This window comes from Halopseudomonas oceani, assembly GCF_963677335.1.
GTDB classification, from domain to species: domain Bacteria; phylum Pseudomonadota; class Gammaproteobacteria; order Pseudomonadales; family Pseudomonadaceae; genus Halopseudomonas; species Halopseudomonas oceani.
This window is the reverse complement of record NZ_OY781932.1, coordinates 192,719-217,571: the sequence shown is the minus strand read 5'-3', so window position 1 is coordinate 217,571 and position 24,853 is coordinate 192,719. Positions and strand designations below refer to the sequence as shown.

Sequence of the window (24,853 nt, the reverse complement as noted above, 5' to 3'; positions counted from 1 at the left end):
AAGTACTTGGCAACGGTCCTTCGCTTAATCCAACCACCCGCGCAAGCTTCCAGCCCCAAAAAACAGACCCGGCGCCAAGACCGGGTTTGCTTGCAGCTTGAGGCTTGCAGCTGGCGGCCACCCTAGGCGGCCGCTCTACGCGCTTTCCAGCCTTCCAGCAGCGACAGCAGCGCCGGGACCACCAGCAGCACCAGCAGGGTCGAGAAGCCGAGGCCGAAGGCGATCGAGGTGGCCATCGGAATCAGGAACTGGGCCTGCAGCGAGGTTTCGAATAGCAGCGGCAGCAGCCCGCCGATGGTGGTCAGTGACGTCAGCAGCACCGCTCGCAGGCGCTGTACTACCGCCTCGTTGAGCGCCTCGTTCACCTGCAGTCCGCGTGTGCGCTGGTCCTGGTAGAAGCTGACCAGGATGATCGAGTTGTTGACCACGATACCGGACAGGCCGAACAGGCCGAACAGCGACAGGATGGTCAGGTTCAAGCCCATGACCCAGTGACCCAGCAGTGCGCCGACCAGTGCCAGCGGAATGACGGACATGACGATCAGTGGCGTGCTCCAGGATGAGAACACCCAGACCAGCACCGCGTACATCAGCAACAGGCCGATGATCAGGCCGTCACGCATATCGGCGAGGGTCTCCTGCTGATCGACCGAGCGCCCTTCGAAGCTGTAGCGCACGTTGTAGCGACTGGCCAGGGCTGGCAGCTCCAGCGCCGCGGCCTTGAGCACCGCACCGGCGGTGGTCTGACTGCTGTCGATATCGGCGGTCACATCGGTGGCCAGCTGGGCATCGGCATGGCGCAGGGCCGAGAAGCCCTGGTTGCTGGAGAACGTGACCACCTGGCGTAGCGGCACGAAACGGCCATCATCTAGGCGAATGTTTAGATCGCCCAGGCTGGCCAGACTCTCCCGTTCGATCCGGGGTAATTGCACACGAACTTCGATTTCGTCGCGTTTGTCCTGGTAGATCTGCGCGAGCCGACCGTCGTACGCCGCGCGTAGCTGGTTGCCGACACTCTCGATGCTCAGCCCCAGCGCCTGACCGTAGGGCGTGAGACTGTAGACCAGTTGTTCGCGGCCCCAGGTCATGTCGTCGTCGGTGCTGACCACACCTTCAATGCTGGCGAGAATCACCGACAGCGCGTCGGCTGCGTCCTTGAGCTGCTGCGGGTCCGAGCCTGTGAGTCGGATATCAACATCCTTGCCGGGCGGGCCGCTTTGCTGCTCGGTGATGTTGATGCGGTCGATGCCGGGCGGGCGCTGAATGCGCTGCTGCCATTCGCGGATGAAGGTCTTGTTGCGGACATCCCGATGGTCGGGCGATACCAGCTCGACCATCAGCGAGCCAAGGTTGTCACCCTGCCTGGCAATGCCGTTGTCGCCAAGGGTTTCCCCTTCGCGGGTCAGTGCGGTGAGGATCAGATCGCCGCCCAGCGCTGCTTCCGTTTCGCCAAGGCTCTGCTCCAGCTCACGCATGAACTCGACCATGCTGGCGCGCGGCGTGCCGGCAACGAAGCTGACGTTGGCGTACAACACCTGCGGCTCCGGCGTCGGGAAGAAACTGAAGCCGATACGCCCGGTGCTGAGCAGGCCAATGGTGATGATGACGCTGACCAGGGCGCAGGCCAGGGTGGTGCCGCGGTTGGCCAGTGCGGCTTGTGACAGGCGCCGGAAGCGGCCGTCGCGGAAGCGATTGAAGGCACTGTCGAAGCGGCCGCGGACATCGTCCAGGCGGTTGCCAATGGACGCGAGTTTGCCCCTTCGCGGCTTGCTCGGGCGGAAGGCTTCGCGCAGGTGATGCGGCAGGACGACAAAACACTCGAGCAGCGAGGCGATCAGTACGCAGATCATCACCACTGGGATGTCACCGAGGATATTGCCGAAGATGCCGCCGACCATCAGTAGCGGCATGAAGGCTGCAATGGTGGTCAGCGAGGAGGCAACGACCGGCCAGAGCATGCGTTTGGCAGCGCCTTCGGAGGCGCGTTCGGAGGCTTCGCCATTGCGGTGATGAGCGTCGGCATCTTCGCCTACCACGATGGCATCGTCGACGATGACGCCCAGCGCCATGATCAGCGCAAAGAGCGATATCATGTTGATCGAGCCGCCAATTACCCAGAAAACAGCCATGGCGGCAAGGAATGCGGTCGGGATACCGACGGCAACCCAGAGGGCCACGCGGGCGGGCAGGAACAGGTAGAGCAGGATCAGCACCAGCACCAGACCGCTGAGGCCGTTGTTGACCAGCAGCCGGATGCGGTCATCAATCAGCTGCCAGGCCTGATCATAAACGTGAATCTTCAGTTGTGGCGGCAGCGTCGGGCTGATTTCTTCCAGCCAGTCATTGAGAATCTTGGCCGACTCGAGGGAGTCGCCGTCTTCGCTGCGTTCCAGTTGCAGCTCCACGGCAGGCTGGCCGTCGTACCGCAGCAGCACCTGATTGCGGCGCGGCTCCTGGCGAATATCGGCGATATCGCCCAGCCGCAGGTGGCTGTCACTTTCCGGCTGCAGGGCGATGCTGCCAAAGGCCTGTGGGTCCCGGCGTTGTTCAATGGCACGCAGCTCGCGGGCCGAATCCAGTTCACCGGCCTGCCCGGCGGGCAGGTCGCGGGATTCGGCGTTGATGCGGTTAGCCAGTTGATCCAGTGACATGCCAAGGCGGCGCAGCTCGGCATTGGGTACTTCAATGCTGATCTGCTGCTCGGGTACGCCGTTGATGACGATGCGGTCGATACCGTGATTGAGCAGGTCGTCTTCCATGCGGTTGGCGATGCTGCGCAGTTCGTGCGGTTCAAAGGGGCCGTACAGCAGCAGGTTGGCGATCGGGTCGTAACGGGCTACCCGCACCACTTCCGGCTTTTCGGCGGCAGCGGGCAGATTGCGGAATTCGTCGACCTGTTGACGGGCGTCGTCCAGCGCGACAATGGGGTCGGTTCCCTCGCGGAATTCCAGGGTGATGCTGGATACACCCTGGGCCGAGGTCGAGGTCATGTTCTTGAGGTTCTGCAGGCTGCGCAGGCGTTGTTCCAGCGGGATGGTTATGGCCTGCTCGACGTCTTCGGCGGCGGCACCATTCCAGACCACCCGAACGGTGACGAAGTCGAGTGCGAAGGTCGGGAAGAACTGGATATTCATCCGTGACAGGCCGATCACGCCGCCCATCAGCATGACCAGCATCAGCAGGTTGGCGGCGACCTTGTGGCGAACAAAGAAGCCCAGCGGCCCGGTGTTGCTCATTGGGCCGGCTCCGCCACCGGGTCAGCGGTGTCCACCTTCAGCCCGGACATGGCATTGGGCAGATGGGTGGTGACAATCTGCATGCCACTCTTGAGGTCGTCGGAGCGAACCAGTACCCGTCGGTTGCCGTGCTCGTCCAGCGTTTCTCCGACCCGCTCCACCGCAAGCGCCTGCAGGCGGCTGTCGTTGACCGTGTAAACCGTGTTGTTGCCGTACAGCGCGCTGTACGGCAGGGCGACGCTGTTGTCGTGGGCCGGTCGGGCAACACTGATGGCAAGCAGAGTGCCAAGACGTAATTCCGGGCGCGGATTCTCGACCTGGAAGATGGCCTCAATACCGCGGGCGTCGGCCTTGCCGGCGATGCGGGTCAGGGTCAGCTCGATTGCCGGGGTGCTGTCGAGGCTGTGGGCGTCCAGCTTTTGCCCCTGACTTAGCGCGGCGATGAAGTCCTGACTGTGAATCTGCGGTACCAGCGCACGCAGCTCCATCCCCTGTAGCGGATAGAAGTCGAGCAGCGCAGTATTGGTGTTGACCTGATCGCCTACCGCAACTTTGACCTCGCCGACCACACCGTCAAAGGGCGCCACAAAGCGGCTGCGCTCGGCGTCGCGCTGGATGCTGTCCAGTGTCGCGCTGGCGCGCTCGACCCTGGCCTGCTGAGCGGCCAGGCGCGAAGGGTAGGTCGACAGGCTGCGCTGGCGGTTGGCGACGGTCAGCGCAGCCCGGTCCAGTGCATCCTGGGCATTGTCGACCTCAACTGTCGGTACCATCTGGCGGGCGACCAACTGCTGCATGCGCTCGAGGGTTTTGCGTGCGTTGCTTTCCAGTCGTTGTTCCATGCGCAGAGCCTGCTGGTCGGCCTGATGCGCCAGCTTTTCACTTTCCAGCTGCGCCTCGGCATCCGCCAGCTCGGCCTTGGCCTGTTCGACCCGTGGCGTGATGTCGGCCTCGTCCAGCGCGACCACCAGCTCGCCGGCGTTGATCTGGCTGCCATCGGTGGCTGGTAATGCGGCGATGCGGCCAGCCAGTGGTGCGACCACGGTGAAGCGCCGTGGTGACTCCAATTGACCGTAGAGGGTCAGCCGGGGCTGGAAGGCATCGGGGGCGATGGTTTCGGTAGCGACCCGCCACGAACGTTCCTGGGTTCCCAGCGGCTCGGGTTGATCTCGGGTCACGCGCAGCAGGATGAAGATGATGATTCCGACTACTACGATCAACAGCGGGGTGAGACGTTTACGCATTCCTTCTCTCTTGTTCTTTCCTGCGGGCGTAAGGGTCTCCCTGTATAGCCTGTGACGGCGATGGTCGCAATAGCGCTGAGTGTCGTGACAGTGTCCTTGCGGCCCCGGCGCGGATCAGTGACTGCCAGTGATCTCCCGTTCGAGGCGATCAAGCTGCTGGGCGACCTGCGCACTGGCCTGTTCCATGTCCAGCAGCAGTCGGTGCAGCAAGTCGTTATCGCCCTTGAGTGCGGCTTCACGCGCTTGCAGGCCGCATTCATGTACCTGGCGGTGTGCGTTCTCCAATTCACGAAAGGCGGGAAGCTGGCTGTACAGGTCGGCGCCCTGGCCGCGGTAGTACCACTGACCAAGGCGGCATTCATGGTGGTCGGTAAGCGACTGACTCAAGTTGCCTGCAGCGATGCGCTGATACAGGTCCATTTTCCAGACCACGTGATCCAGTTTCACCGCCGACAGAAAGCTGTTGGTGGCTGACCCGTTGATCACCTGCTTCATCCGGTCGGCGCGGTTGATGACCTGATCGGTTACCTGATCAATTTGCTCGGCAGAGGCAGCGATGTCGAGACTGCTCTGCATCGATTCCTCAGCCATGCCCGACAGGGCCTGGCTCTTTTCCATTACCTGGGAGACCAGGCCTTCGATGTTTTCACTGGCATGCTGGGCCTTCTCCGCGAGACTGCGCACTTCGTCGGCAACCACGGCGAAACCGCGACCGACTTCGCCAGCGCGTGCCGCTTCGATGGCGGCGTTCAGCGCCAGCAGGCTGGTCTGCTTGGATATATCGTGAATGACGGCGACGAAAGAACGGATGCGCCCGGCGGTCTCGTCCAGGCTGCTGGCGGACTCGGCGTTGCGTTCGGCATGACTGCCGATGGTGTTGGAGCGTGCCTGCAGGCTGCGTACCGCTTGCTGGGTCTGGGTGAAAATATCGCTCAGGGCGGTCAGTGTTTGCTGCTCTTCCATCAGCCGGCTGGCCGCACCGGCCACGGATTCACGCACGTCCTGCACCAGATGGTCGCCTGTCTCCCGGCAACTGAGCAGCTTTTGTGACAGCGTCTGTTCGCTTTCGGCAATGCCGATGCGGGCATCGAATTGCCGTTGTCGCTCGTCCATTTGCGTCGCCAGATTGCTGAGCTGATCCTTTAGCTGCCGGTTGATATCGTGAGTCTGTTGCAGCTCGGCGCGTAATTGACGGCTTTTGAACACGGTTGTGCTCCTGAACGGGTTTGGTTGAATTGGGGAGGCGACGTTGGTGCGCTATCGGCTGAGTAGCGCAAAAAGTGTAATGATGCGGTGATTCGGCTGGCAGATTATTGATTTACCGCAGTATTTGCTGTGCCGATCGGCGTTGGCAACGGCTATGGTCCGACATATCCACAGTCGATCAAGCTTCTCTATGGCACGGCGCAGCGACTAGGGTTGGGAAAACAAAAAGCGCCCCGCGCCAAAGCCGCCCGGGGCAGACAATGGAGAGCATGCTGTGGACACCGAACTGCGCTGGTTGAAGTCGTATCCCTCGGATGTGAACTGGGAGCTTACCCACACCCCGGAGGCCATTCCGGCGTTGCTGGATGCGGCCGTCGCCGAGTTCCCGGATAACTCGGCAATCGATTTCTTTGGCCACAAGCTGAGCTACCGTGAACTTGATGGGCTGGTGTCCCGCGCTGCACGGGGTTTGCAGAAGCTGGGCGTCGGTCCCGGTGTGCATGTCGGCCTGTATCTGCCTAACTGCCCGCATTACTTCATCGGCTTTCTCGGTGTATTGCGCGCTGGCGGCACCGTCGTCAACTACTCCCCGCTGGACGCCGAGCGCACCCTTGAGCACAAAATCGAGGACAGCCAGACCGACATCATGCTGACCCTTGATCTGGAGGCCTTCTACCCGCGTATGGTCACGCTGATGGCGCGTACCCGCCTGCGTCAGCTGGTGGTGGGCAATCTGGTCGAGTTCTGCGGTGAAGTGAGCGACGATCAGCGTCATTTGCTGGGCCGCCCGGCCGCGGTGGAATGGAATGCCCAGTGCTGCAGCTTTGCCGAGCTGCTCGACAACACGGGTGATTACCAGGCGCATTCACTGGCCGACCCGGCCAGCACATTGGCAGTGCTGCAATATACCGGTGGTACTACCGGCGTACCCAAGGGCGCGATGCTGACCCACGGCAACATCACTGCGTCCTGTGCCCAGTTGCGCGAAGTTCTCAGCTCGGCCATCGTGCCCGGCCAGGAGCGGGTGCTGGCGGTGCTGCCGCCTTTCCACATCTACGCGCTGATGGTGAATATGATCTTTGGCCTGCGTGCTGCTGCCGAGATCTACCTGCACCCGCGCTTCGACGTACTCACTGTGCTGCGTGAGATCAGCCAGAGCCGGATTACCACCTTCCCGGGCGTGCCAACCATGTTCATCGGCCTGCTCAGTCACCCGCAGACTGATCAGCATGACCTGTCGTCGCTGAAGATGTCCAACTCGGGTGGCGCGCCGTTACCGGTCGAGGTGCAACAGCAGTACTTCTCCCGCTCGGGCTGTGCCCTGCGTGAGGGCTGGGGGATGACCGAAACCACCACCAGCGGCACCTTTACGCCGCGTGATGCCCGCCCGCGCCCCGGCTCATGCGGTGTGCCGGTACCAGGTACACAGATTCGCATTCTGCCGCTTGACGGCGGCGAGAACGAGCTGCCGGTCGGCGAGCGCGGCGAGGTTTGCATCAAGGGACCGAACATTACCGCAGGCTACTGGAAGCGCCCGGATGCGACGGCAGAGGCGATGACCTCCGACGGCTTCCTGCGTACCGGCGATGTTGGTTACATGGATGAGGACGGTTACATCTACATTGTCGACCGCACCAAGGACATGATTCTGTGCAGCGGCTACAACGTCTATCCGCGGGTGATCGAAGAGGCCATCTACGAGTACCCGGGCGTTGAGGAGGTGTCGGTGATCGGTGTCGACGACCGCTATCGCGGACAGGCGCCGAAAGCCTTCATCAAGCTGCGGGCTGGTGCCGAACCCTTCGACTTTGACACCCTGCAAGCGTTTCTCGCCTCGCGTCTTGGCAAGCATGAGCGGCTGAGTGCGATGGAGATCCGTCCAGAGCTGCCGAAAACGCCGGTTGGCAAGCTGTCGAAAAAGGAACTCTACGAGGAAGAACGTCAGCGTCAGGCCGCCACCGCGACGGCCTGACGCCCACGTCCCCTGACTCAGGCCGACAGGCGCTGGGTCAGGGTGCTCAATTCGCCGGACAGGTCATTCAGTGCCTGGCTGGCACGGGCGGTATTGTCGACCTCACTCTGGTTGGCGGCGGCAATGTCGGTGATCTCGGTGATGTTGCGGGTGATGTCCTCAGCGACGCTGGTCTGCTCGTCGGCTGCCGTCGATATCTGCCGGTTCATATCGCGGATAGACTCGATGGCGACCGTTATCTGGGTCAGTCGCTCACCGGCCAGGTTGACCTGCTGCATGCTCGACTCGCTGCGGGTCTGGCCGATGGCGATGGCCTTGACTGCCTCGCCGGCACCGGACTGCACGTCGTTGATAATCTGCTGAATCTCCGCCGTTGACTCGGCGGTGCGTTTGGCCAGCGTACGCACTTCGTCGGCGACGACTGCAAAGCCCCGTCCCGCCTCACCTGCGCGCGCCGCTTCGATGGCCGCGTTGAGGGCCAGCAGGTTGGTCTGCTCGGCGATGCCCTGAATGACATCCAGTACCTTGCCGATACGATTGCTGTCGCCCTCCAGGCGGCGAATCACTTCGGTCGTCTGGGTGATCTGTGCCAGCATGTCCTGCATCGCGTGGATGGTGGTCTGCATTACCTGGCCCCCTTCCTGCGCATTGCTGTCGGCGTCGTCTGCTGCGCGGGCCGCCTCGGCCGCGTGCTGTGCCACTTCCGCGGCGGCGGCAGACATTTCCTGCATCGCGGTGGCCACCTGGTCGGTGCGCGAAAACTGTTCACGGCTGCCATGCGCCATGCGGGTAGCAATGGTATTCAGCTCGCCACTGGCACGGTCCAGTTCGCTGGTGCTGCGTTGCAGCTGGCTGAACGTATCCTCGAGGAAATTGCGCAATTGATTGGCGGCATGGGCCAGGGTGCCCAGCTCGTCAGCCCGGTCCAGGCTGACCGATTGACCGAGTCGGCCCTGGCTCAGCCGCTCAATCTGGGCGATCAGCTGGGTGATCGGGCTGACCAGCCGGCGGTTGACCAGCCACTGGCTGAGTACGCCAATAACCAGTGCCGCGATGACCAGCAGTACCAGCCCGGTCCAGACGGTACGTGCGGCGGTGGTATTGATTACTGTGCTCTGTTCCAGCGCTGTGGTGTTTAGCTGACCGGATAGCTGGTCCATGTGCTCGCTGACCTCGCGGTCGATGCCTCGCGCAGCGCGGTCGCCGGCGGTGGGGTCCAGACCGGCGGCCTCATAGGCTTTCAGGCTTTCGCGGTAACGTGCGCCGAGCTGGCGATGCTTGTCGGCCAATGACCGTACCTCGGCGAGCACCTCGGATGCCAGGGCTAGGCTGCCGATCTGCTGCAAGGTGTTCTGTACCGCTTGTTCGGATGCCTCAAACTGGCTCCAGTATTTGTCCTTGTCAGCCGGTTTGGCGCCGCGCAGCAGGACGTTTTTCCACTCCTGTACCTGGGTTTTGAACTCGAGATTGGCGCGGTTGATCAGCGTCGCGCTGGTCACGGGGCGCTCCAGCAGGTCGCGGTAGCCGTCGACGCTGTTGGCCAGCGATACGGTGATGGCGAGTGACACCAGCAGCATGAGCGCGAGGCTGCCAGCCATGAGTACGAGGGTCTGCAGACGCAGTGATCGATTGATTGCCATTATGAGCACCTGTTAGATTAGGGTTATTGGGCGATCCCTCACCACGGGAAAAAGCGGACACAGGGTGTATCGGCGGATTTGCCGAACGCTGAACATTTTTGTAACGGCTGACGTTCGCTGCCCCTGTCTCCACCTGTCGCTTTCATTGATAATGGACGCTATTTCTCAATTTGGCACAGGAATCTGATGATGTTGCTGGCATTGGCCGCGGTGGTAGTGGGCTTGGGGCTTTTGGTCTGGAGTGCGGATCGTTTCGTCGATGGGGCGTCAGCGACTGCCAGCCATGCGGGCATGCCGCCGCTGCTGATTGGTATGCTGATCATCGGCTTTGGTACCTCGGCGCCGGAAATGGTGGTCTCGGCACTGGCTGCCGGGCAGGGGAACCCGGGGCTGGCGCTGGGCAACGCCTACGGTTCGAATATCACCAATATTGCGTTGATCATCGGTCTTGTTGCGGTGATCAGCCCGATCAAGGTTCATTCCCAGGTGATTCGCAAGGAATTGCCAATTCTACTTGGCGTTACCCTGTTGGCGGGGTATCAGTTGCTTGACGGCGAGCTCACCCGCAACGATGCCTGGGTGCTGCTGGGGGTGTTTTTCGTGCTGATGGGGTGGTCCATCGTGCAGGGCATGCGCGGCAAAGGCGATTCATTGTCTGGCGAATACGCCGAAGAGGTCGCCAGTCACGCGATGCCGCTGCCGAAGGCGCTGTTCTGGCTGGTGCTTGGCCTGGTGCTGTTGATCGCCAGCTCGCGGCTGCTGGTCTGGGGCGCGGTGTTTATTGCAGAAAGTTGGGGGGTGAGCGATCTGATCATCGGTCTGACCATCGTGGCGGTGGGTACATCCCTGCCGGAGCTGGCCTCCTCGCTGGCGGCGGTTCGCCGCAACGAGCACGATCTCGCGCTGGGTAATGTGATTGGCTCTGGCCTGTTCAATACCCTGGCGGTGGTAGGTATTGCCGCCGGGATTGCGCCGCTGGCAGTTGACCCAGTAGTGCTGCAGCGTGACTGGGTAATTATGTTTGTGTTGACCGTGGTGTTGCTGGTCATGGGCATTGGACGTTTTGGCAAGCAGGGCGAGGTGTCCCGCTTCAACGGTATGCTGCTGCTGGCAACCTACCTGGGCTATACCGGCTGGCTGGTCAGCACCATGCTGCGCTGACCGGTCGGCGGCTGGGCGCGTCGTGTTGCTATGCGCCCAGCTCAGCCAGTGTATGATGGCCCTTCTTCATTCCGCCAGAGACCTTCTGTTCCGCCATGTCTGACGCGAAAACCGCTCCTGCGCAGCATAAGCCGCGCCCGCTGATCGATCTGCTGGTCAGTATCATCATCCCCTCGATTATTCTCATGAAACTCAGTGGCGACAGCCACCTGGGGGCCACCAAAGCGCTGATTCTGGCGTTGGCGCTGCCGGTGGGCTGGGGGCTGTTCGAACTGGTGCAGTACCGCAAGTTCAACTTTATCGCGCTGCTTGGCGTGGTCAGCGTGTTATTGACCGGTGGGATTGGTGTGCTGCAACTCGATACCAAGTGGCTGGCGATCAAGGAGGCAGCGGTACCGGGGGTGATCGGCCTGGCCGTACTGGTCTCGACCCGCACCCGTTATCCGTTGATTCGTACCATGCTCTACAACGAGAAGGTCATCAATGTGGCACTGGTGCAGGAGCGGCTGCAGGAGCGGGGGCTGGTCGAGCTGTTTAATCTGCGCTTGCTGCGGGCGACCTATTTTCTGGCCGGCACCTTCTTCTTCTCGTCGGTCATGAACTACATTGTTGCCAAGTGGATTGTGGTCAGTCCGGCGGGTACTGAGGCCTTCAATGAAGAGCTGGGGCAGATGACGCTGGTCAGCTATCCGATGATCGCCATTCCGTCGATGATCATGATGATGGCCATTCTGTTCTACCTCTGGCGCACCATCCACGGCCTGACCGGTCTGAGCATGGAAGAGATCATGGCGCAGCAAAAGGGCTAGCTGGGCTAGCCAGCGGCAAGCCACAAGCTGCAAGCTACAAGCAAACCCGCGCGGTGTTCAGCCGTGCGGGTTTTCTTTTGGTTGCATGGGGGCAGATAGTGGACGGGTGTAACAGCAGGTCCGCATGCTGCGCAGCTGCCATTTTCCAGCGCAAAAACAAAACCCGGCATCGAGACCGGGTTTGCTTGCGGCTTGCAGCTTGAGGCTTGTCGCTGTTTTTGCTGCGCCTACAGCGCAGCAAAGGCCTCGCGCAGCGTGGCAACCGTGCGTTCGGGGTTGTGCAGCTTGTCCAGGCCGAACAGGCCGAGGCGGAAGGTCTTGAAGCCTTCCGGTTCGTCGCACATCAGCGGTACGCCGGCTGCGGTCTGCAGGCCGAGCGGGGCGAAGGCCTTGCCGCTCTGGATGCCGTCGTTATCGGTATAGCTGACGACGACTCCGGGGGCGCCGAAGCCGTCGGCAGCAACGCTCTTGTAGCCCAGCTCCTGCATCAGCTCGCGCACGGCGGTGCCGAGCGCCAGTTGCTCCTGCTTGACCTTGGCGAAGCCGTAGTCGCGGGTTTCCAGCATGGTGTCGCGGAAGGCCTTGAGGGCATCGGTCGGCATGGTGGCGTGGTAGGCGTGGCCGCCGTTCTCGTAAGCCTGCATGATCTGCCGCCACTTCTTCAGGTCGGCGGCAAAGCTGGTGCTGGTGGTCTGTTCCAGAACCTGCTCGGCGCGTTCACTGAACATCACCAGCGCACTGCACGGAGAGGCGCTCCAGCCCTTCTGCGGAGCACTGATCAATACATCGATGCCGCAGGCCTGCATGTCGACCCAGACCGTGCCGGAGGCGATGCAGTCGAGTACGAACAGACCGCCGACTTCGTGTACTGCATCGGCTACGGCGCGCAGGTAGTCATCGGGCAGGATGATGCCCGCGGCGGTTTCGACGTGCGGAGCGAACACCAGATCAGGTTTGCTGGCACGAATTTCGGCGACCACCTGTTCAATCGGCGCCGGGGAAAACGCCGGCTGGTTGCTGGTGTCTGACTTGACCGCCTTGAGCACGGTTTCGCTGGCTGGAATGCGTGCCATTTCGAAAATCTGACTCCAGCGATAGCTGAACCAGCCGTTACGAATAACCAGACACTTTTTGTCCTGGGCAAATTGGCGGGCAACCGCCTCCATGCCGTAGGTACCGCCACCGGGGACGACTGCGACCGCATGAGCGTTGTATACGCTCTTCAATGTTGCGGAGATGTCGCGCATGACCTGCTGGAAGGTCTGGGACATATGGTTGAGGGAGCGATCGGTGAAGACGACTGAGTATTCCAGCAGGCCTTCGGGGTCGACGGCGGGAACCAGTTTGGACACGGGGTTTCTCCAGACGGGTGACAGGAAAACGCCGGCAGTGCCGGCGTTGATGTGACGTCAATCCTACCCCGATTTATGGCTGGGCGCAGTCCCGAAAAGCGGCGTTTTGTTAACTGCGCGCAGGGGCGTGCGGCGGGGCGGGTTTCATTGGTCGCGTGTCAGGTGGAAGAAGAACTCCAGTGGCCTGCCCTTGATGTCGCCCAGGCCGATTACCACGTCGTCGTTGACCTTGCGGAAGTAGTCGATGATCGGCTGCTGGTCGTAGATCAGCGCAGCAGAGACTGTGCCGTCAAATACCATCTCGCGGATCTGGGCACGGCCAAGCTTGTCATAGTTTTGCAGGGTTCCATCCGGGCTGGGGTAGAGGACAGGCTCGACATCGTTGACGCTGGTGAAGCGTTTGCCGTACCAGTTCAGCGGGTCTGGCTCGGCACCACCATCAAACTTGCCGCCACGCCAGGTACCGAGCATGAATTCCAGGCTGACCGGCTCCAATTGCTTGAACAGCGGCATCAGGGTGTCGGCCGAATAGGCTTCGCCGCTGGCTATCATCTGCAGCACGCGCTCTTCTGTTTCACCGGCCACTGCTCCGGTACCAAGCGCTGCGCTCAGGCCCAATGCGCTCAGGGATTTCGCTGTCTTGCTCATTATTGCTGCCTCTTGTTATGGGTCTGGCAGCAAGGTGGTTGTCAGCCGGTAAGCATTGACCAGCAGGTCTCGCAGGCCGCTTCCAGATCTTCGCTTTGCAGTACCAGCAAACCTTCGCGCTCGCACTTGACCAGGTTGGCAAAGGTGCCCCAAACCATGGTCAGCAGCACCTCTGCGCGCAGATCGCTGCGGTAAACGCCCTGCTGCTGATACAGCCGGTACTGCGCGACCAGCGGGGCAAAGAACGTTTGTTCCAATTGGCGGCTTTGCTCGTCCAGATACGGGCGGTGATCCTGCATTTCCAGAAACCGGTAGGTGTCCGGGTGTTCGCGGCTATAGCGGATCATGCGTTGCCAGACGACAGCAAACTGCTCGTGCGCCGACAGGTTTGGATCCAGCCCTTCGAACAGCAGGTCCCGTTTGAACTGTCGCTGCTCGCGAAACAGCTCGTTGACCAGAACCTCCTTGCTGCTGAAATAGCGATAGATCGTGCCGGTACCAACCTGAGCCTGTTCGGCCAAAGCGGGCATGGGAACGCCGTTCACACCGCCTTTGGCAAAGACTTTCAAGGCCGCATTGAGAATGGCCTGGCGTTTGTCCTTGATGCGTGGACGGGGCGTTTTTACGGTCATCGAATGAGTGTTCATTCGCGTATTCTAGTCACTATCGCCAGCGTTGTGCAGTGCGTGATAGCGGCTTTCGCACGTTATGAGTACGCTCTGCACTTATAGAATGAATATTCATTCACGGTGAGAAGGTTAAACCGATTGGCGGTCAAAGCCAACTGTTTTATCTCGGGAGGGGCAAGGTCGTAGTGATGAGCACGGACGAGGCAGGTTGGCTGCCTCGTCCGTGCTCGGATGGATCAGTTGCGACGGCTTTCGATGACCGCCTGCCAGGTGATGGTGTCGTCATCCTCTGGCGGCTGCGCACGGCGTTTGTCGGCACTGCGTGCGATCAGCCAGCCGATCAGGGTGAAGATCGACACCGCTAGCAGGATCAGGCTCGCGACTGCGTTGATTTCAGGCTTCACACCAAGCCGAACGGCGGAGAAGACTTCCATTGGCAGCGTGGTCGAGCCGGGGCCGGATACGAAGCTGGCCAGTACCAGGTCATCGAGCGACAGGGTAAAGGACAGCAGCCAGCCGGCGGCGATCGACGGTGCAATCATCGGTACGGTGATCAACAGGAAGGTCTTCCACGGACGGGCACCCAGATCCATCGCGGCTTCTTCGATCGATTGATCAAGTTCGCTCAGGCGGCCACTTACCACCACCGCGACATACGCGGTACAGAAGGTCACGTGCGCTATCCAGATGGTCACCATGCCGCGTTCCGCCGGCCAGCCGACCATTTGCGCCATCGCCACAAATAGCAGCAGCAGCGATAGACCGGTAATGACCTCAGGCATGACCAGCGGCGCGGTGACCAGGCCTGAAAACAGGGTCCGGCCCCTGAAGCGCTTGATGCGGGTCATGACGAAGGCGGCCAGGGTGCCGAGGCAGACCGCGGCGCAGGCGGTGAAGAAGGCAATCTGCAGGCTGCGTTTGACCGCGTTCATCAGCTGGGTGTTGTCCAACAAGCCAACGTACCAGTGCACTGACCAGCCGCCCCAGACGGTGACCAGCCTGGAGGCGTTGAACGAGTAGACCACCAGAATGATCATCGGCAAGTAGATGAAGATCAGACCCAGCCACAGCATCAGGGTGGAGAACGAAAGGCGCTTGCTCATGCTTTTTTCTCCATTTCCTTGGCTTGGTTGTAGTGGAACAGGACGAGCGGGATGATCAGGATTACCAGCATGACAATTGCCAGCGCCGAGGCCACCGGCCAGTCACGGTTGTTGAAGAATTCCTGCCACAACACCTTGCCGATCATCAGTGTTTCCGGACCGCCCAGCAGTTCGGGGATGACGAACTCGCCGACTACCGGAATGAAGACCAGCATGGAGCCGGCAATGATGCCGGTTTTCGACAGCGGCACGGTAATGCTCCAGAACGCTTTGATGCGCCCGGCGCCAAGGTCCATGGCCGCCTCCAGCAGACTGTGATCATGCTTAACCAGGTTGGCATACAGCGGCAGCACCATGAACGGCAGATAGGCGTAGACAACGCCGATATAGACCGCGGTATTGGTGTTGAGAATCTGCATCGGCTCGCTGATCAGGCCCAGGCTCATCAGCGTGCTGTTGAGCAGACCGTTGTTGCTGAGAATCCCCATCCAGGCGTAAACGCGGATCAGGATCGCGGTCCAGGTCGGCATCATCACCAGCAGCAGGTAGACCAGCTGCTTCTCGCGCGGAGCACGAGCGATGGCATAGGCCATCGGGTAGCCGACCAGCAGGCAGATCAGGGTCGAGAAGAAGGCAATCTTCAACGACCCCAGGTAGGCCGACAGATAGAGGCCGTCCTGGCTGAGGAAGATGTAGTTGCCGAGGTTGAGCATGACGTTGAGCTTCTGCTCGACGTACTGAAAGATCGGCTGATAGGGCGGAATGGCGATCGCGGCTTCCGAAAAGCTGATCTTCAGCACGATGGCGAAGGGCAGCAGGAAGAACAGGAACAGCCAGAGATAGGGGACGCTGATGACCCAGAAGCGCCCAGGCGGAGTCAGGCGTGGCATTTTCATGAGTGCAGAATGACCCCGCTGTCGTCTTCCCAACTGATGTACACCTCGTCGTCCCAGGTGGGACGGGGCAGCCGGCGTTCGGAGTTGGCGAAGAAGGCCTGCACCATCTTGCCGCTGTCGAGCTTGATGTAGTACACCGAGTGGCCGCCAAGATAGGCGATGTCATGGACCACGCCGTGGGAGCTGTTGTACTCGCCCTCGGGCTTGTCTGCACTGACCCAGACCTTCTCCGGGCGCAGGGCGTAGATAATGTTCTTGTCCTGGGCGCGGGTGGTGATGCCGTGGCCGACGTAAATCGGCTTGTCCAGACAGTCGCACTGGATAATGGCGTGGTCTTCCATGTCGGCGGTGATTTCGCCTTCAAAGATGTTCACGCTGCCAATGAACTCGGCGACATGCCGGCTGACCGGGCTCTCGTAGATGTCCATCGGCGTACCAACCTGGGCAATCCAGCCCTGGTGCATGATTGCGATGCGCTGGGCCATGGTCATGGCCTCTTCCTGATCATGGGTCACCATGATGCAGGTTACGCCGACCCGTTCGATGATCTCGACCAGCTCCAACTGCATTTGGGTACGCAGTTTCTTGTCCAGAGCGCCCATCGGTTCATCGAGCAGCAGGACCTTTGGCCGTTTAGCCAGTGAGCGGGCCAGGGCGACACGCTGACGCTGGCCGCCAGACAGCTGATCCGGTTTGCGGCGCGCATACTCGGTCATGTGTACCAGCTTGAGCATCTCTTTGACGCGCTCGGTGATTTCGGACTTTGACAGCTTGTCCTGCTTGAGACCGAAGGCGATGTTCTGTTCGACCGTCATGTGCGGGAACAGCGCGTAGGACTGGAACATCATGTTGATCGGCCGCTCGTAGGGCGGCAGATCGGTGATGTCCTGACCGTCGAGCAGCACTCGGCCCTCGGTCGGTCGTTCGAATCCGGCAAGAATGCGCAGCAGCGTCGACTTGCCCGAACCCGAGCCGCCGAGCAGGGCGAAAATCTCACCGCGATTGATGCTCAGACTGACGTCATCAACGGCCAGGGCTTCATCGAACCGCTTGCTGACGCGTTCAATCTTCACAAAGTCATTGGGTTCGGCCTTGGCCATCGCCTGTTTCATGGCTCCTGCTGCACCAACCATATTCGTCTCCGGATCTCATTCCACCTGTGCAGCAAGGCTGCACAAAAAGATATTGGCAGGTCGCCGGGGCGGCACCTGATGTCGTTGTTCTGTTGATTCAACAAGGGGCTGCCTGCAGGCAGCCCCTTGTGTGTTACTGACCGGACTTGATCCGGCTCCAGGCGCGTGTCATCAGACGCTGGCCGGCCATGGAACGTGGCACGTTGACATACAGACGGCTCATCACCTCATCGGAGGGATAAATGGCCGGGTCGTTGAGAATGTCCTGGTCAATCAGCTCATTGGACGCCTTGTTCGGGTTGGCGTAAGCCACGTAATCGGTGATCGGTGCGATTACGTCAGGGCGCAGAATGTAGTTGATGAAGGCATGGGCGTTATCCGGGTTTGACGAATCCTTCGGAATCGCCAGCATGTCGAACCACAGGGTCGCGCCTTCTCTGGGGATGATGTACTTGATGTCGATGCCGTTTTCGGCTTCCTCGGCACGTGCAGCCGCCTGGAAGATATCACCAGAGAAGCCGGCCGCTACACAGATATCGCCATTGGCCAGATCGGAGATGTAGCGCGAGGAGTGGAAGTAGGTAATGTCCTTGCGCACGCCGAGCAGCAGTTCTTCGGCTTTCTTGATGTCTTCGGCATCGCTGCTGTTCGGGTTCAGGCCCAGATAGGCGAGAGCATTGGGCAGCATCTCATCGGCTGAGTCGAGCATGCTGATGCCACAGCTGGAAAGCTTGCTGGTGTACTGCGGATCGAAGATCAGCGCCCAGGAGTTGGGTGGTGCCTCACCGCCCAGTGCGGCCTCGACCTTTTCTACGTTGTAACCGATACCGTTGGTTCCCCACAGGTAGGGAATCGAGTGAGTGCTGCCCGGGTCGATGCTTTCCATCTGCTTCATCAGCTCGGGATTCAGGTTGCTCATGTTCGGCAGTTTGCTGTGGTCCAGCTCCATGTAGACGCCGGCCTGCACCTGCTTGGTCAGGAAGTTATTGGAAGGCACGACAATGTCGAAGCCCGAGCGCCCAGTCAGCAGCTTGGCGTCGAGTACGTCGTTGGAATCGTAAACGTCGTAGGTCACCTGAATGCCGGTCTCCTTCTCGAAGTTGGCAATGGTGTCTTCGGCGATGTAGTCCGACCAGTTGTAGATGTTCAGCTGACCGGCAGCGTGTGTGACACCGGCTCCGCCCAGCAGGGCGGCAGTGGTCAGTGCCAGCAACGACTTTTGCATTGGATGCTTCATGGTGTCTCCTGATTCAGGCGCCGGTGCTTGCCAGGCCTGTTTTGGTTCTGGCCGGTGCAGGGAGAGCGCCCCGCAGCCGACCGTTTCTTGTTACTGTCTTCTGTATTACTGACCGGATTTCACACGCGTCCAGACACGGGTCCGGGTGCGTTCGATGTTGGCCGGCAGCTCTGCCAGGGTAAAGAGTTTTGCCAGTGTCTCGTCACTGGGGTACACGCCCGGATCGGTGAGTACGCTTTCGTCGACCATCGGCTTGGAAGCCGCATTGCCATTGGCATAGGCAACATAGTTGGAGATGCCGGCGATCACCTCGGGGCGCAGAATATAATCCATAAACGCGTAGGCGTTATCGACATTTTTTGCGTCCTTCGGAATGGCCATCATGTCGAACCACATGGCCGCTCCTTCCTGCGGAATCACGTACTTCACCTCGACGCCGTTTTCGGCTTCATCGGCGCGCGCTGCCGCCTGCAGAATGTCGCCGGACCAGCCTACGGCAACGCAAATGTCACCGTTGGCCAGATCGGTAATGAACTTGGAGGAATGGAAGTAGGTAATGTACGGCCGCACACTCATCAGCAGTTCCTGCGCCTTCGGATAGTCCGCTGCGTCGGTACTGTTCGGGTTCAGGCCGAGGTAGAACAGGGCAGATGGAATGATCTCGGCGGGTGCGTCCAGAACGGCCACGCCACAGGAGGCCAGTTTCTCCATGTTCTCGGGTTTGAATACCAGGTCCCAGGAGTCGACCGGTGCATCTTCACCCAGTACGGCCTTGACCTTCTCCGGGTTGTAGCCGATGCCAGTGGTGCCCCACAGATAGGGAAACGCGTATTGGTTACCCGGGTCGTTGGTTTCCAGCGCGCGCAGCAGCGTCGGGTCCAGGTTCTCCCAGTTCGGCAGCTTGCTGCGGTCCAGCGGCAGGAAGGCGCCAGCCTTGATCTGCTTGCCCAGGAACTGGTTGGACGGTACGACAATGTCGAATCCGGAGCTGCCCGACAGCAGTTTGGCTTCCAAAACTTCGTTGCTGTCAAAGACGTCATAGACCGGGCGAATACCGGTTTCCTTCTGGAAGTTGTCGAGGGTGTCCTCGGCGATGTAGTCCGACCAGTTGTAGACGTTTACCACTTCCTCTGCCATGGCTGCGGTACTGATGGATACAGCAGTGGCCGTTGCCAGCAGGGTCTTGCCCAGATGTTTCATCATCGTTTCAACTCTCCATCCATTGTTTGGAAACGCTGTGTCGGCGTGGACACGTGCCCCTGATCGGGGTAGCGCGTCCACTGGCAGCATAGCCGCTGGTCGGGGGCCGCGCGATCAAACGCCCAGCTGTTCAGCCACCTGATCGAGCACTTCCCAGGCCTTCGCGACGAGCTCGTCGATCTCATCGCGGCTGATGATCAGCGGCGGCGACATGATCATGGTGTCACCCACCGCACGCATCACCAGGCCATTGGCGACACAGAGGTCGCGACACAATGTGCCGACGGTACCCTTGTCCGGGAAGCGCTCGCGGGTTGCTTTGTCCTTGACCAGCTCAATGGCACCGAGCAGGCCGACACCGCGCACTTCACCAACCAGGCGGTGTGCTGCCAGGCCAGCAATTTTGTCTTGCAAATACGGTGCCGCTTCATCGCGAACGTACTCGACAATCTTCTCGTCGCGCATGATGCGCAGGTTTTCCAGGCCGACTGCCGCCGAGGCCGGGTGACCGGAATAGGTGTAGCCGTGATAGAACTCGCCACCGTGCTCAAGCATGGTTTCGACCATGCGGTCGCTGACGATCACGCCGCCCATCGGCAGGTAACCGGAAGTCATGCCCTTGGCGATCGGCATCAGGTCGGGCTGCAGGTCATAGTGCTGGCTGGCGAACCACTGGCCAGTTCGACCGAAGCCGCAAATCACCTCGTCGATGACCAGCAGAATCTCGTACTTGGCCAGGATGCGTTTGATCTCCGGCCAGTAGGTGTCTGGCGGGATGATCACGCCGCCAGCGCCCTGGATCGGCTCGGCGATGAAAGCGGCGACCTGGTCCTCGCCCAGTTCCTGGATCTTGGCTTCAAGTTGCTGGGCGGCCCAGATGCCGAACTCGTCCGGCGACATTTCGCCACCTTCGCCATACCAGTACGGCTGCGGGATGTGGACGATGCCGGGAATCGGCAGGTCGCCCTGTTCGTGCATCACAGACATGCCGCCAAGGCTGGCACCGGCGACGGTGGAGCCGTGGTAGCCGTTGATGCGGCCGATAATGGTCTTCTTGCTTGGCTTGCCTTTCAGGTCCCAGTGGCGACGGACCATGCGCAGCACGGTGTCGTTCGACTCCGAGCCGGAGCCGGTAAAAAACACATGATTCATGTGCGCTGGCGCGACCTCGGCAATAGCCTTGGCCAGCTCAATGGCCGGCGGGTTCGCGCATTGGAAGAAGCTGTTGTAGTAAGGCAGCTTGAGCATCTGCTGGTAAGCGGCTTCAGCCAGCTCCTTGCGGCCGTAGCCGATATTCACGCACCACAGACCGGCCATGCCGTCGAGCACCTTGTTGCCTTCGCTGTCCCAGAGATACACGCCCTCGGCGCGCTCGATGATGCGCGTGCCGCGCTCACCCAGCTCCTTGTGGTCGGTGAAGGGGTGCAGATAATGGGCGGCGTCCATGGCCTGCAGTTCGGCGGTATTGAGTTTGCTCATACGGTACTCCGGTTTCCGTGGTGTCGCTGCCCTCCGGCAGCGACCGTTACAAGGTTAAGGAATCAGACTGACAGCAGCAGGAATTCGCGCTCCCAGGAACTGATAACCCGTTTGTAGTTCTCGTGTTCAGCACGTTTCACCGCGACATAACCGCGGCAGAACTTGCTGCCCAGGACGCTTTCAACGTCCTTGCATTGCTCCATGCGTTCCAATGCCGATTCAATGGTCAGCGGCAGGCGCAGGTTGCGGCGTTCATACGCGCGGCCCTTGACCGGCGCGGAGGGTGCGATCTTGTTCTCCATGCCCAGATAGCCGCACAGCAGACTAGCCGCGATGGCGATGTAGGGATTGGCATCTGCGCCCGGCAGGCGGTTCTCGACCCGGCGGTTCTGGGGGTTAGAGTCCGGCACGCGCAGACCAGCGGTGCGGTTTTCCTCGCCCCACTCAACGTTGACCGGTGCCGAGGTATCTGGCAGGAAGCGGCGGAACGAGTTGACGTTCGGCGCGAACAGCGGCAGCACTTCCGGGATGTAGCGTTGCAGGCCGCCGATGTGATGCAGGAACAGCTCACTCATGCTGCCGTCATCATTAGAGAAGATATTCTTGCCGGTCTTGGCGTCGACAATGCTCTGGTGCAGGTGCATCGCACTGCCCGGCTCATTGGTAATTGGCTTGGCCATAAAGGTGGCCGTCATGTCGTGCTTGAGGGCTGCTTCGCGCATGGTGCGCTTGAACACCTGAATCTGGTCAGCCAGATGCAGTGAGTCGCCGTGACGGAAGTTGATTTCCATCTGCGCGGTGCCCTCCTCGTGGATCAGGGTATCCAGATCCAGCCCCTGTGCCTCGCACCAGTCGTACATGTCCTCGAACAGCGGATCGAATTCGTTGGCGGCGTCAATAGAGAAGGACTGGCGACCGGTTTCCTGGCGGCCGGAGCGGCCGATCGGCGGCTGCAGCGGCAGGTCCGGGTCTTCGTTGCGGCGGGTCAGGTAGAACTCCATCTCGGGCGCGACGATTGGCTTCCAGTCCTTCTTCTCATACAGCTTGAGCACGGTCTTGAGCACGTTGCGCGGTGCCATCTCGATGGGATTGCCCATCTTGTCGAAGCAGTCATGGATGATCTGCGCGGTCGGTTCCAGCGCCCACGGCACCATGAACATGGCGGTCTCGTCCGGCTTGCAGATCATGTCGATGTCGGCCGGGTCGAGCAGGTCGTAATAGATGTCGTCTTCTACATAGTCACCGGTGACCGATTGCAGCAGGATGCTTTCGGGCAGGCGCATGCCTTTTTCCGAGATAAACTTCATGGTCGGAGCGATCTTGCCGCGAGCAATGCCGGTCAGGTCGCCAACCATGCATTCCACTTCAGTGATCTTGTTTTCTTTCAGCCAGCTTTCAATCTTGTTCATAACTGCCTCAGGAGTGCCGCGACGCACGGGCCCGGCAGGCGTTACCGAACGCCTGGAAAATGGACAGGTAAAAGGGGGTTTGGGTTACCTGCCATTCGGGGTGCCACTGTACGCCGAGAGCGAATTGGGTTGCCTGACTGACCGAGAAAGCCTCAATCAGTCCATCGGGTGCTGTCGCTTCAGGCTGCAGACCGGTTCCCAGTGTAGCGACTCCCTGAGTGTGCAGGGAATTGACCTGAGCCGAGCTGCAGCCTGAAATTTCGTAGAGCAACCCCCCGGGTTCAAGGCGAACCTCGTGGGCTGGTCCATACTGGACGTCGACGGGCTGATTTTTGTCTTCGCGGTGTTCGATATAACCGCCAACTTCGTACAGTCGCTGATGCAGAGTGCCGCCGAAGGCGACGTTCATCTCCTGAAAGCCGCGGCAGATGCCAAGTACCGGTACGCCGCGGTCAATGGCGGCGCGAATCAGCGGCAGGGTTGTCGCGTCACGCTTGGGGTCGTGTTTGGTGCCTTCGACACTGTCCGGCCCTCTATAATGATGGGGCTCGACATTGGACGGCGAGCCGGTAAACAGAATGCCGTCCAGCATCTCTAGCAGCTGATCGCTGTCCAGTCGCTCGCCCAGGGCTGGAATCAGCAGCGGCAGGCCGTTGGCACCGTCTACAACGCCGAGGATGTACTTCTCTCCGACGATGTTGAACGGGTGGAGGCCAAGCTGTTCTGAGCAGCAGACGATACCAATGACGGGTTTGCGTAGGGCGGACATTTGATGTTCCAGCAAGTCAGTGACAAAGTGAATGCGAACCGATTGTTGTTCGTTTTTTCGTACAATAGCAATAAAAAATAATTAACACAAAGAGCAAAAATAACGAACACAAGAGCCACTTATTTTCGTCAATATTCGCCATGCGTGGCCTTTTATAGTGCAGTGCGCACCATGTTTGTGCGGTATTAGTTCTATTGACTCCGAAGGGCCTTTCGGATTAACTCACAGCGTGTAAGTTCTGTGATTGATATATTTTACAAATAACAGGTGAAATCCCATGCAGCCCCAAGCCGGAGCGGATGCTGTAACCGCCGTTGCCGCCACGCCCAGTGAGCCGGTAGGCATCCAGGAAGCGGAGGCCTTTCTCGCCACGCATCCGGAAACCCATTTTATTGACCTTCTTATTGCCGATATGAACGGCATCGTGCGCGGCAAGCGTATTGATCGTTCTGCGTTGGCCAAAGCATTCGAGAAGGGCATCGCATTGCCGGCATCGGTCTTTGCGCTCAATATCCAAGGTACGACCGTAGAGGAGACCGGACTCGGTCTGGAGATCGGCGATGCTGACCGCATCTGTTTGCCGATTCCCGGAACGCTGACGGTGGAGCCATGGCAGAAGCGTCCAACCGGACAATTGCTGATGACCATGTACGAGTTTGACCGCAAGACCCCCTTCTTCGCAGACCCCCGCTATGTTCTGCAACGCATCGTAGAACGCTTCAAGGACCTCAAGCTGACCCCGGTTTCTGCCTTTGAGCTGGAGTTCTACCTGATTGACCAGGAGAACATCACCGGCCGACCGCAGCCGCCGCGCTCGCCGATGTCCGGTAAGCGTCCGAATTCGGTGCAGGTTTACTCCATGGATGATCTGGACGAGTACGCCGAGTTTCTTGAGGACGTCATCGAAGCTGCCCATGAGCAGGGCATCCCCGCTGACGCTATCGTGGCCGAGTCGGCTCCGGGGCAGTTCGAAGTCAACCTGCATCACGTTGATGATCCGGTGAAGGCCTGTGATTTCAATGTGCTGCTCAAGCGGGTGATAAAGAACGTCGCCTATGACCATGAAATGGATACCACCTTCATGGCCAAGCCGTATTACGACCAGGCCGGCAACGGCATGCACGTGCATATCAGCCTGATGGACGAGAACGGCCGCAATATCTTTGCACCGAACCCGGATGGCAGCCTGAGCGACACCCTGCGTTGGGCGATTGGTGGGTTGCTGGAAACGCTGCCGCAGTACATGGCCTTCCTCTGCCCCAACGTCAACTCCTATCGCCGCTTCAGTCCGAGCTTCTTTGTGCCTTGCGCGCCGACCTGGGGTATTGATAACCGCACGGTGGCAGTTCGCGTACCCGGCGGTGAGCCGGAGGCCATGCGTATCGAGCATCGTCTGGCTGGTGCCGATGCCAACCCGTATCTGTTGATGGCTGCATTGCTGTCAGCGATTCATTACGGTATCAGCAACAAGGTCGAGCCGCCGGAGATGACCGAAGGTAACGCCTACGACCAGCACGAACCGTCGTTGCCGACTAACCTGCGGGATGCGCTGCGTGAGCTGGAAGCCTCCGAGGTCATGAAGGAGTACATCGGCGAGGAGTATCTCGACGTCTTTGTGCTTTGCAAGGAAAGCGAGATGGAGGAGTTTGAGAAGACGATCTCCGACCTTGAGTACATGTGGTACCTGCACACCGTGTAAGGGCGTGTGGAGTTGGTCGGCGCTTTCTTGAGGG

General features: G+C 60.2%; 19 protein-coding genes. 4 read left to right on the top strand and 15 right to left on the bottom strand.

The genetic code is table 11. From position 1 onward, the window contains the following. Positions 1-122: 122 nt before the first annotated feature. The 3 genes from ACKPCU_RS00930 to ACKPCU_RS00920 all read right to left on the bottom strand — a co-directional run bounded on the left by ACKPCU_RS00930 (position 123) and on the right by ACKPCU_RS00920 (position 5,683). Complete coding sequence (locus tag ACKPCU_RS00930; RefSeq protein WP_321349167.1) at positions 123-3,236, bottom strand: efflux RND transporter permease subunit; 3,114 nt, start codon at positions 3,234-3,236, stop codon at positions 123-125. Beyond that, a complete protein-coding gene (locus ACKPCU_RS00925) occupies positions 3,233-4,477 on the bottom strand; it encodes an efflux RND transporter periplasmic adaptor subunit (protein ID WP_321349166.1) in 1,245 nt (414 codons plus the stop codon). The genes ACKPCU_RS00930 and ACKPCU_RS00925 overlap by 4 nt, the downstream gene beginning before the upstream one ends. A 114-nt stretch (positions 4,478-4,591) precedes the next feature. Continuing rightward, on the bottom strand, positions 4,592-5,683 hold the full coding sequence (locus ACKPCU_RS00920; protein ID WP_321349165.1) for a methyl-accepting chemotaxis protein: 1,092 nt from the start codon (positions 5,681-5,683) through the stop codon (positions 4,592-4,594). Between the two features lie 274 nt (positions 5,684-5,957). Between ACKPCU_RS00920 and ACKPCU_RS00915 the strand changes: the two genes are divergently transcribed. Beyond that, the gene (locus ACKPCU_RS00915; RefSeq protein WP_321349164.1) at positions 5,958-7,655 is read left to right on the top strand and encodes a long-chain-fatty-acid--CoA ligase; all 1,698 of its coding nucleotides are present in this window, start codon (positions 5,958-5,960) and stop codon (positions 7,653-7,655) included. Between the two features lie 17 nt (positions 7,656-7,672). Here the strand turns inward: ACKPCU_RS00915 and ACKPCU_RS00910 are convergent, their stop codons facing one another. Further along, positions 7,673-9,295: a methyl-accepting chemotaxis protein gene (locus ACKPCU_RS00910; protein WP_321349163.1), complete on the bottom strand. Its 1,623-nt coding sequence runs from the start codon at positions 9,293-9,295 to the stop codon at positions 7,673-7,675. Between the two features lie 189 nt (positions 9,296-9,484). Between ACKPCU_RS00910 and ACKPCU_RS00905 the strand changes: the two genes are divergently transcribed. After that, positions 9,485-10,456 (top strand): calcium/sodium antiporter, encoded by a 972-nt coding sequence (locus ACKPCU_RS00905; RefSeq protein WP_321349162.1) that lies wholly within the window; start codon positions 9,485-9,487, stop codon positions 10,454-10,456. 95 nt (positions 10,457-10,551) lie between these two features. Continuing rightward, positions 10,552-11,265: a VC0807 family protein gene (locus ACKPCU_RS00900; protein WP_104738017.1), complete on the top strand. Its 714-nt coding sequence runs from the start codon at positions 10,552-10,554 to the stop codon at positions 11,263-11,265. 227 nt (positions 11,266-11,492) lie between these two features. Here the strand turns inward: ACKPCU_RS00900 and ACKPCU_RS00895 are convergent, their stop codons facing one another. From ACKPCU_RS00895 to ACKPCU_RS00845, 11 genes are all read right to left on the bottom strand, one after another. After that, positions 11,493-12,617, bottom strand: a complete 1,125-nt coding sequence (locus tag ACKPCU_RS00895) for an aminotransferase class V-fold PLP-dependent enzyme (RefSeq protein ID WP_321349161.1) — start codon at positions 12,615-12,617, stop codon at positions 11,493-11,495. A 144-nt stretch (positions 12,618-12,761) separates the two neighbouring features. Further along, positions 12,762-13,265, bottom strand: coding sequence for a DUF4334 domain-containing protein (locus ACKPCU_RS00890; protein ID WP_321349160.1), 504 nt, complete (start codon positions 13,263-13,265; stop codon positions 12,762-12,764). Positions 13,266-13,306: 41 nt separating this feature from the next. After that, on the bottom strand, positions 13,307-13,912 hold the full coding sequence (locus ACKPCU_RS00885; protein ID WP_104738020.1) for a TetR/AcrR family transcriptional regulator: 606 nt from the start codon (positions 13,910-13,912) through the stop codon (positions 13,307-13,309). Positions 13,913-14,130: 218 nt separating this feature from the next. Beyond that, positions 14,131-14,997 carry an ABC transporter permease subunit gene (locus ACKPCU_RS00880; protein WP_321349159.1) on the bottom strand — a complete coding sequence of 289 codons (867 nt, stop codon included), beginning with the start codon at positions 14,995-14,997 and terminating at the stop codon, positions 14,131-14,133. Next, the gene (locus tag ACKPCU_RS00875) at positions 14,994-15,893 is read right to left on the bottom strand and encodes an ABC transporter permease subunit (RefSeq protein WP_104738022.1); all 900 of its coding nucleotides are present in this window, start codon (positions 15,891-15,893) and stop codon (positions 14,994-14,996) included. The genes ACKPCU_RS00880 and ACKPCU_RS00875 overlap by 4 nt, the downstream gene beginning before the upstream one ends. After that, entirely contained in the window at positions 15,890-17,026 is a 1,137-nt protein-coding gene (locus ACKPCU_RS00870; protein WP_321349158.1) for an ABC transporter ATP-binding protein, read from the bottom strand. The genes ACKPCU_RS00875 and ACKPCU_RS00870 overlap by 4 nt, the downstream gene beginning before the upstream one ends. A 133-nt stretch (positions 17,027-17,159) precedes the next feature. Further along, complete coding sequence (locus tag ACKPCU_RS00865) at positions 17,160-18,251, bottom strand: polyamine ABC transporter substrate-binding protein (protein ID WP_321351914.1); 1,092 nt, start codon at positions 18,249-18,251, stop codon at positions 17,160-17,162. 117 nt (positions 18,252-18,368) lie between these two features. Then, positions 18,369-19,463 (bottom strand): extracellular solute-binding protein, encoded by a 1,095-nt coding sequence (locus ACKPCU_RS00860; protein ID WP_321351912.1) that lies wholly within the window; start codon positions 19,461-19,463, stop codon positions 18,369-18,371. Between the two features lie 114 nt (positions 19,464-19,577). Continuing rightward, positions 19,578-20,942 carry an aspartate aminotransferase family protein gene (locus tag ACKPCU_RS00855; RefSeq protein WP_321349157.1) on the bottom strand — a complete coding sequence of 455 codons (1,365 nt, stop codon included), beginning with the start codon at positions 20,940-20,942 and terminating at the stop codon, positions 19,578-19,580. Positions 20,943-21,004: 62 nt separating this feature from the next. Beyond that, a complete protein-coding gene (locus ACKPCU_RS00850) occupies positions 21,005-22,351 on the bottom strand; it encodes a glutamine synthetase family protein (protein WP_321349156.1) in 1,347 nt (448 codons plus the stop codon). A gap of 7 nt (positions 22,352-22,358) precedes the next feature. Further along, complete coding sequence (locus ACKPCU_RS00845) at positions 22,359-23,120, bottom strand: gamma-glutamyl-gamma-aminobutyrate hydrolase family protein (protein WP_321349155.1); 762 nt, start codon at positions 23,118-23,120, stop codon at positions 22,359-22,361. Between the two features lie 277 nt (positions 23,121-23,397). Between ACKPCU_RS00845 and ACKPCU_RS00840 the strand changes: the two genes are divergently transcribed. Further along, positions 23,398-24,819, top strand: a complete 1,422-nt coding sequence (locus tag ACKPCU_RS00840; RefSeq protein WP_104738028.1) for a glutamine synthetase family protein — start codon at positions 23,398-23,400, stop codon at positions 24,817-24,819. Positions 24,820-24,853 lie beyond the last annotated feature (34 nt).

Excerpts from the sequence above, each read along its gene's own strand:
- ACKPCU_RS00930 (WP_321349167.1), bottom strand. The coding sequence starts at position 3,236 with ATGAGCAACACCGGGCCGCTGGGCTTCTTTGTTCGCCACAAGGTCGCC.
- ACKPCU_RS00925 (WP_321349166.1), bottom strand. The coding sequence starts at position 4,477 with ATGCGTAAACGTCTCACCCCGCTGTTGATCGTAGTAGTCGGAATCATC.
- ACKPCU_RS00910 (WP_321349163.1), bottom strand. The coding sequence starts at position 9,295 with ATGGCAATCAATCGATCACTGCGTCTGCAGACCCTCGTACTCATGGCT.
- ACKPCU_RS00905 (WP_321349162.1), top strand. The coding sequence starts at position 9,485 with ATGTTGCTGGCATTGGCCGCGGTGGTAGTGGGCTTGGGGCTTTTGGTC.
- ACKPCU_RS00900 (WP_104738017.1), top strand. The coding sequence starts at position 10,552 with ATGTCTGACGCGAAAACCGCTCCTGCGCAGCATAAGCCGCGCCCGCTG.
- ACKPCU_RS00890 (WP_321349160.1), bottom strand. The coding sequence starts at position 13,265 with ATGAGCAAGACAGCGAAATCCCTGAGCGCATTGGGCCTGAGCGCAGCG.
- ACKPCU_RS00885 (WP_104738020.1), bottom strand. The coding sequence starts at position 13,912 with ATGAACACTCATTCGATGACCGTAAAAACGCCCCGTCCACGCATCAAG.
- ACKPCU_RS00880 (WP_321349159.1), bottom strand. The coding sequence starts at position 14,997 with ATGAGCAAGCGCCTTTCGTTCTCCACCCTGATGCTGTGGCTGGGTCTG.
- ACKPCU_RS00875 (WP_104738022.1), bottom strand. The coding sequence starts at position 15,893 with ATGAAAATGCCACGCCTGACTCCGCCTGGGCGCTTCTGGGTCATCAGC.
- ACKPCU_RS00870 (WP_321349158.1), bottom strand. The coding sequence starts at position 17,026 with ATGGTTGGTGCAGCAGGAGCCATGAAACAGGCGATGGCCAAGGCCGAA.
- ACKPCU_RS00865 (WP_321351914.1), bottom strand. The coding sequence starts at position 18,251 with ATGCAAAAGTCGTTGCTGGCACTGACCACTGCCGCCCTGCTGGGCGGA.
- ACKPCU_RS00860 (WP_321351912.1), bottom strand. The coding sequence starts at position 19,463 with ATGAAACATCTGGGCAAGACCCTGCTGGCAACGGCCACTGCTGTATCC.
- ACKPCU_RS00855 (WP_321349157.1), bottom strand. The coding sequence starts at position 20,942 with ATGAGCAAACTCAATACCGCCGAACTGCAGGCCATGGACGCCGCCCAT.
- ACKPCU_RS00850 (WP_321349156.1), bottom strand. The coding sequence starts at position 22,351 with ATGAACAAGATTGAAAGCTGGCTGAAAGAAAACAAGATCACTGAAGTG.
- ACKPCU_RS00845 (WP_321349155.1), bottom strand. The coding sequence starts at position 23,120 with ATGTCCGCCCTACGCAAACCCGTCATTGGTATCGTCTGCTGCTCAGAA.
- ACKPCU_RS00840 (WP_104738028.1), top strand. The coding sequence starts at position 23,398 with ATGCAGCCCCAAGCCGGAGCGGATGCTGTAACCGCCGTTGCCGCCACG.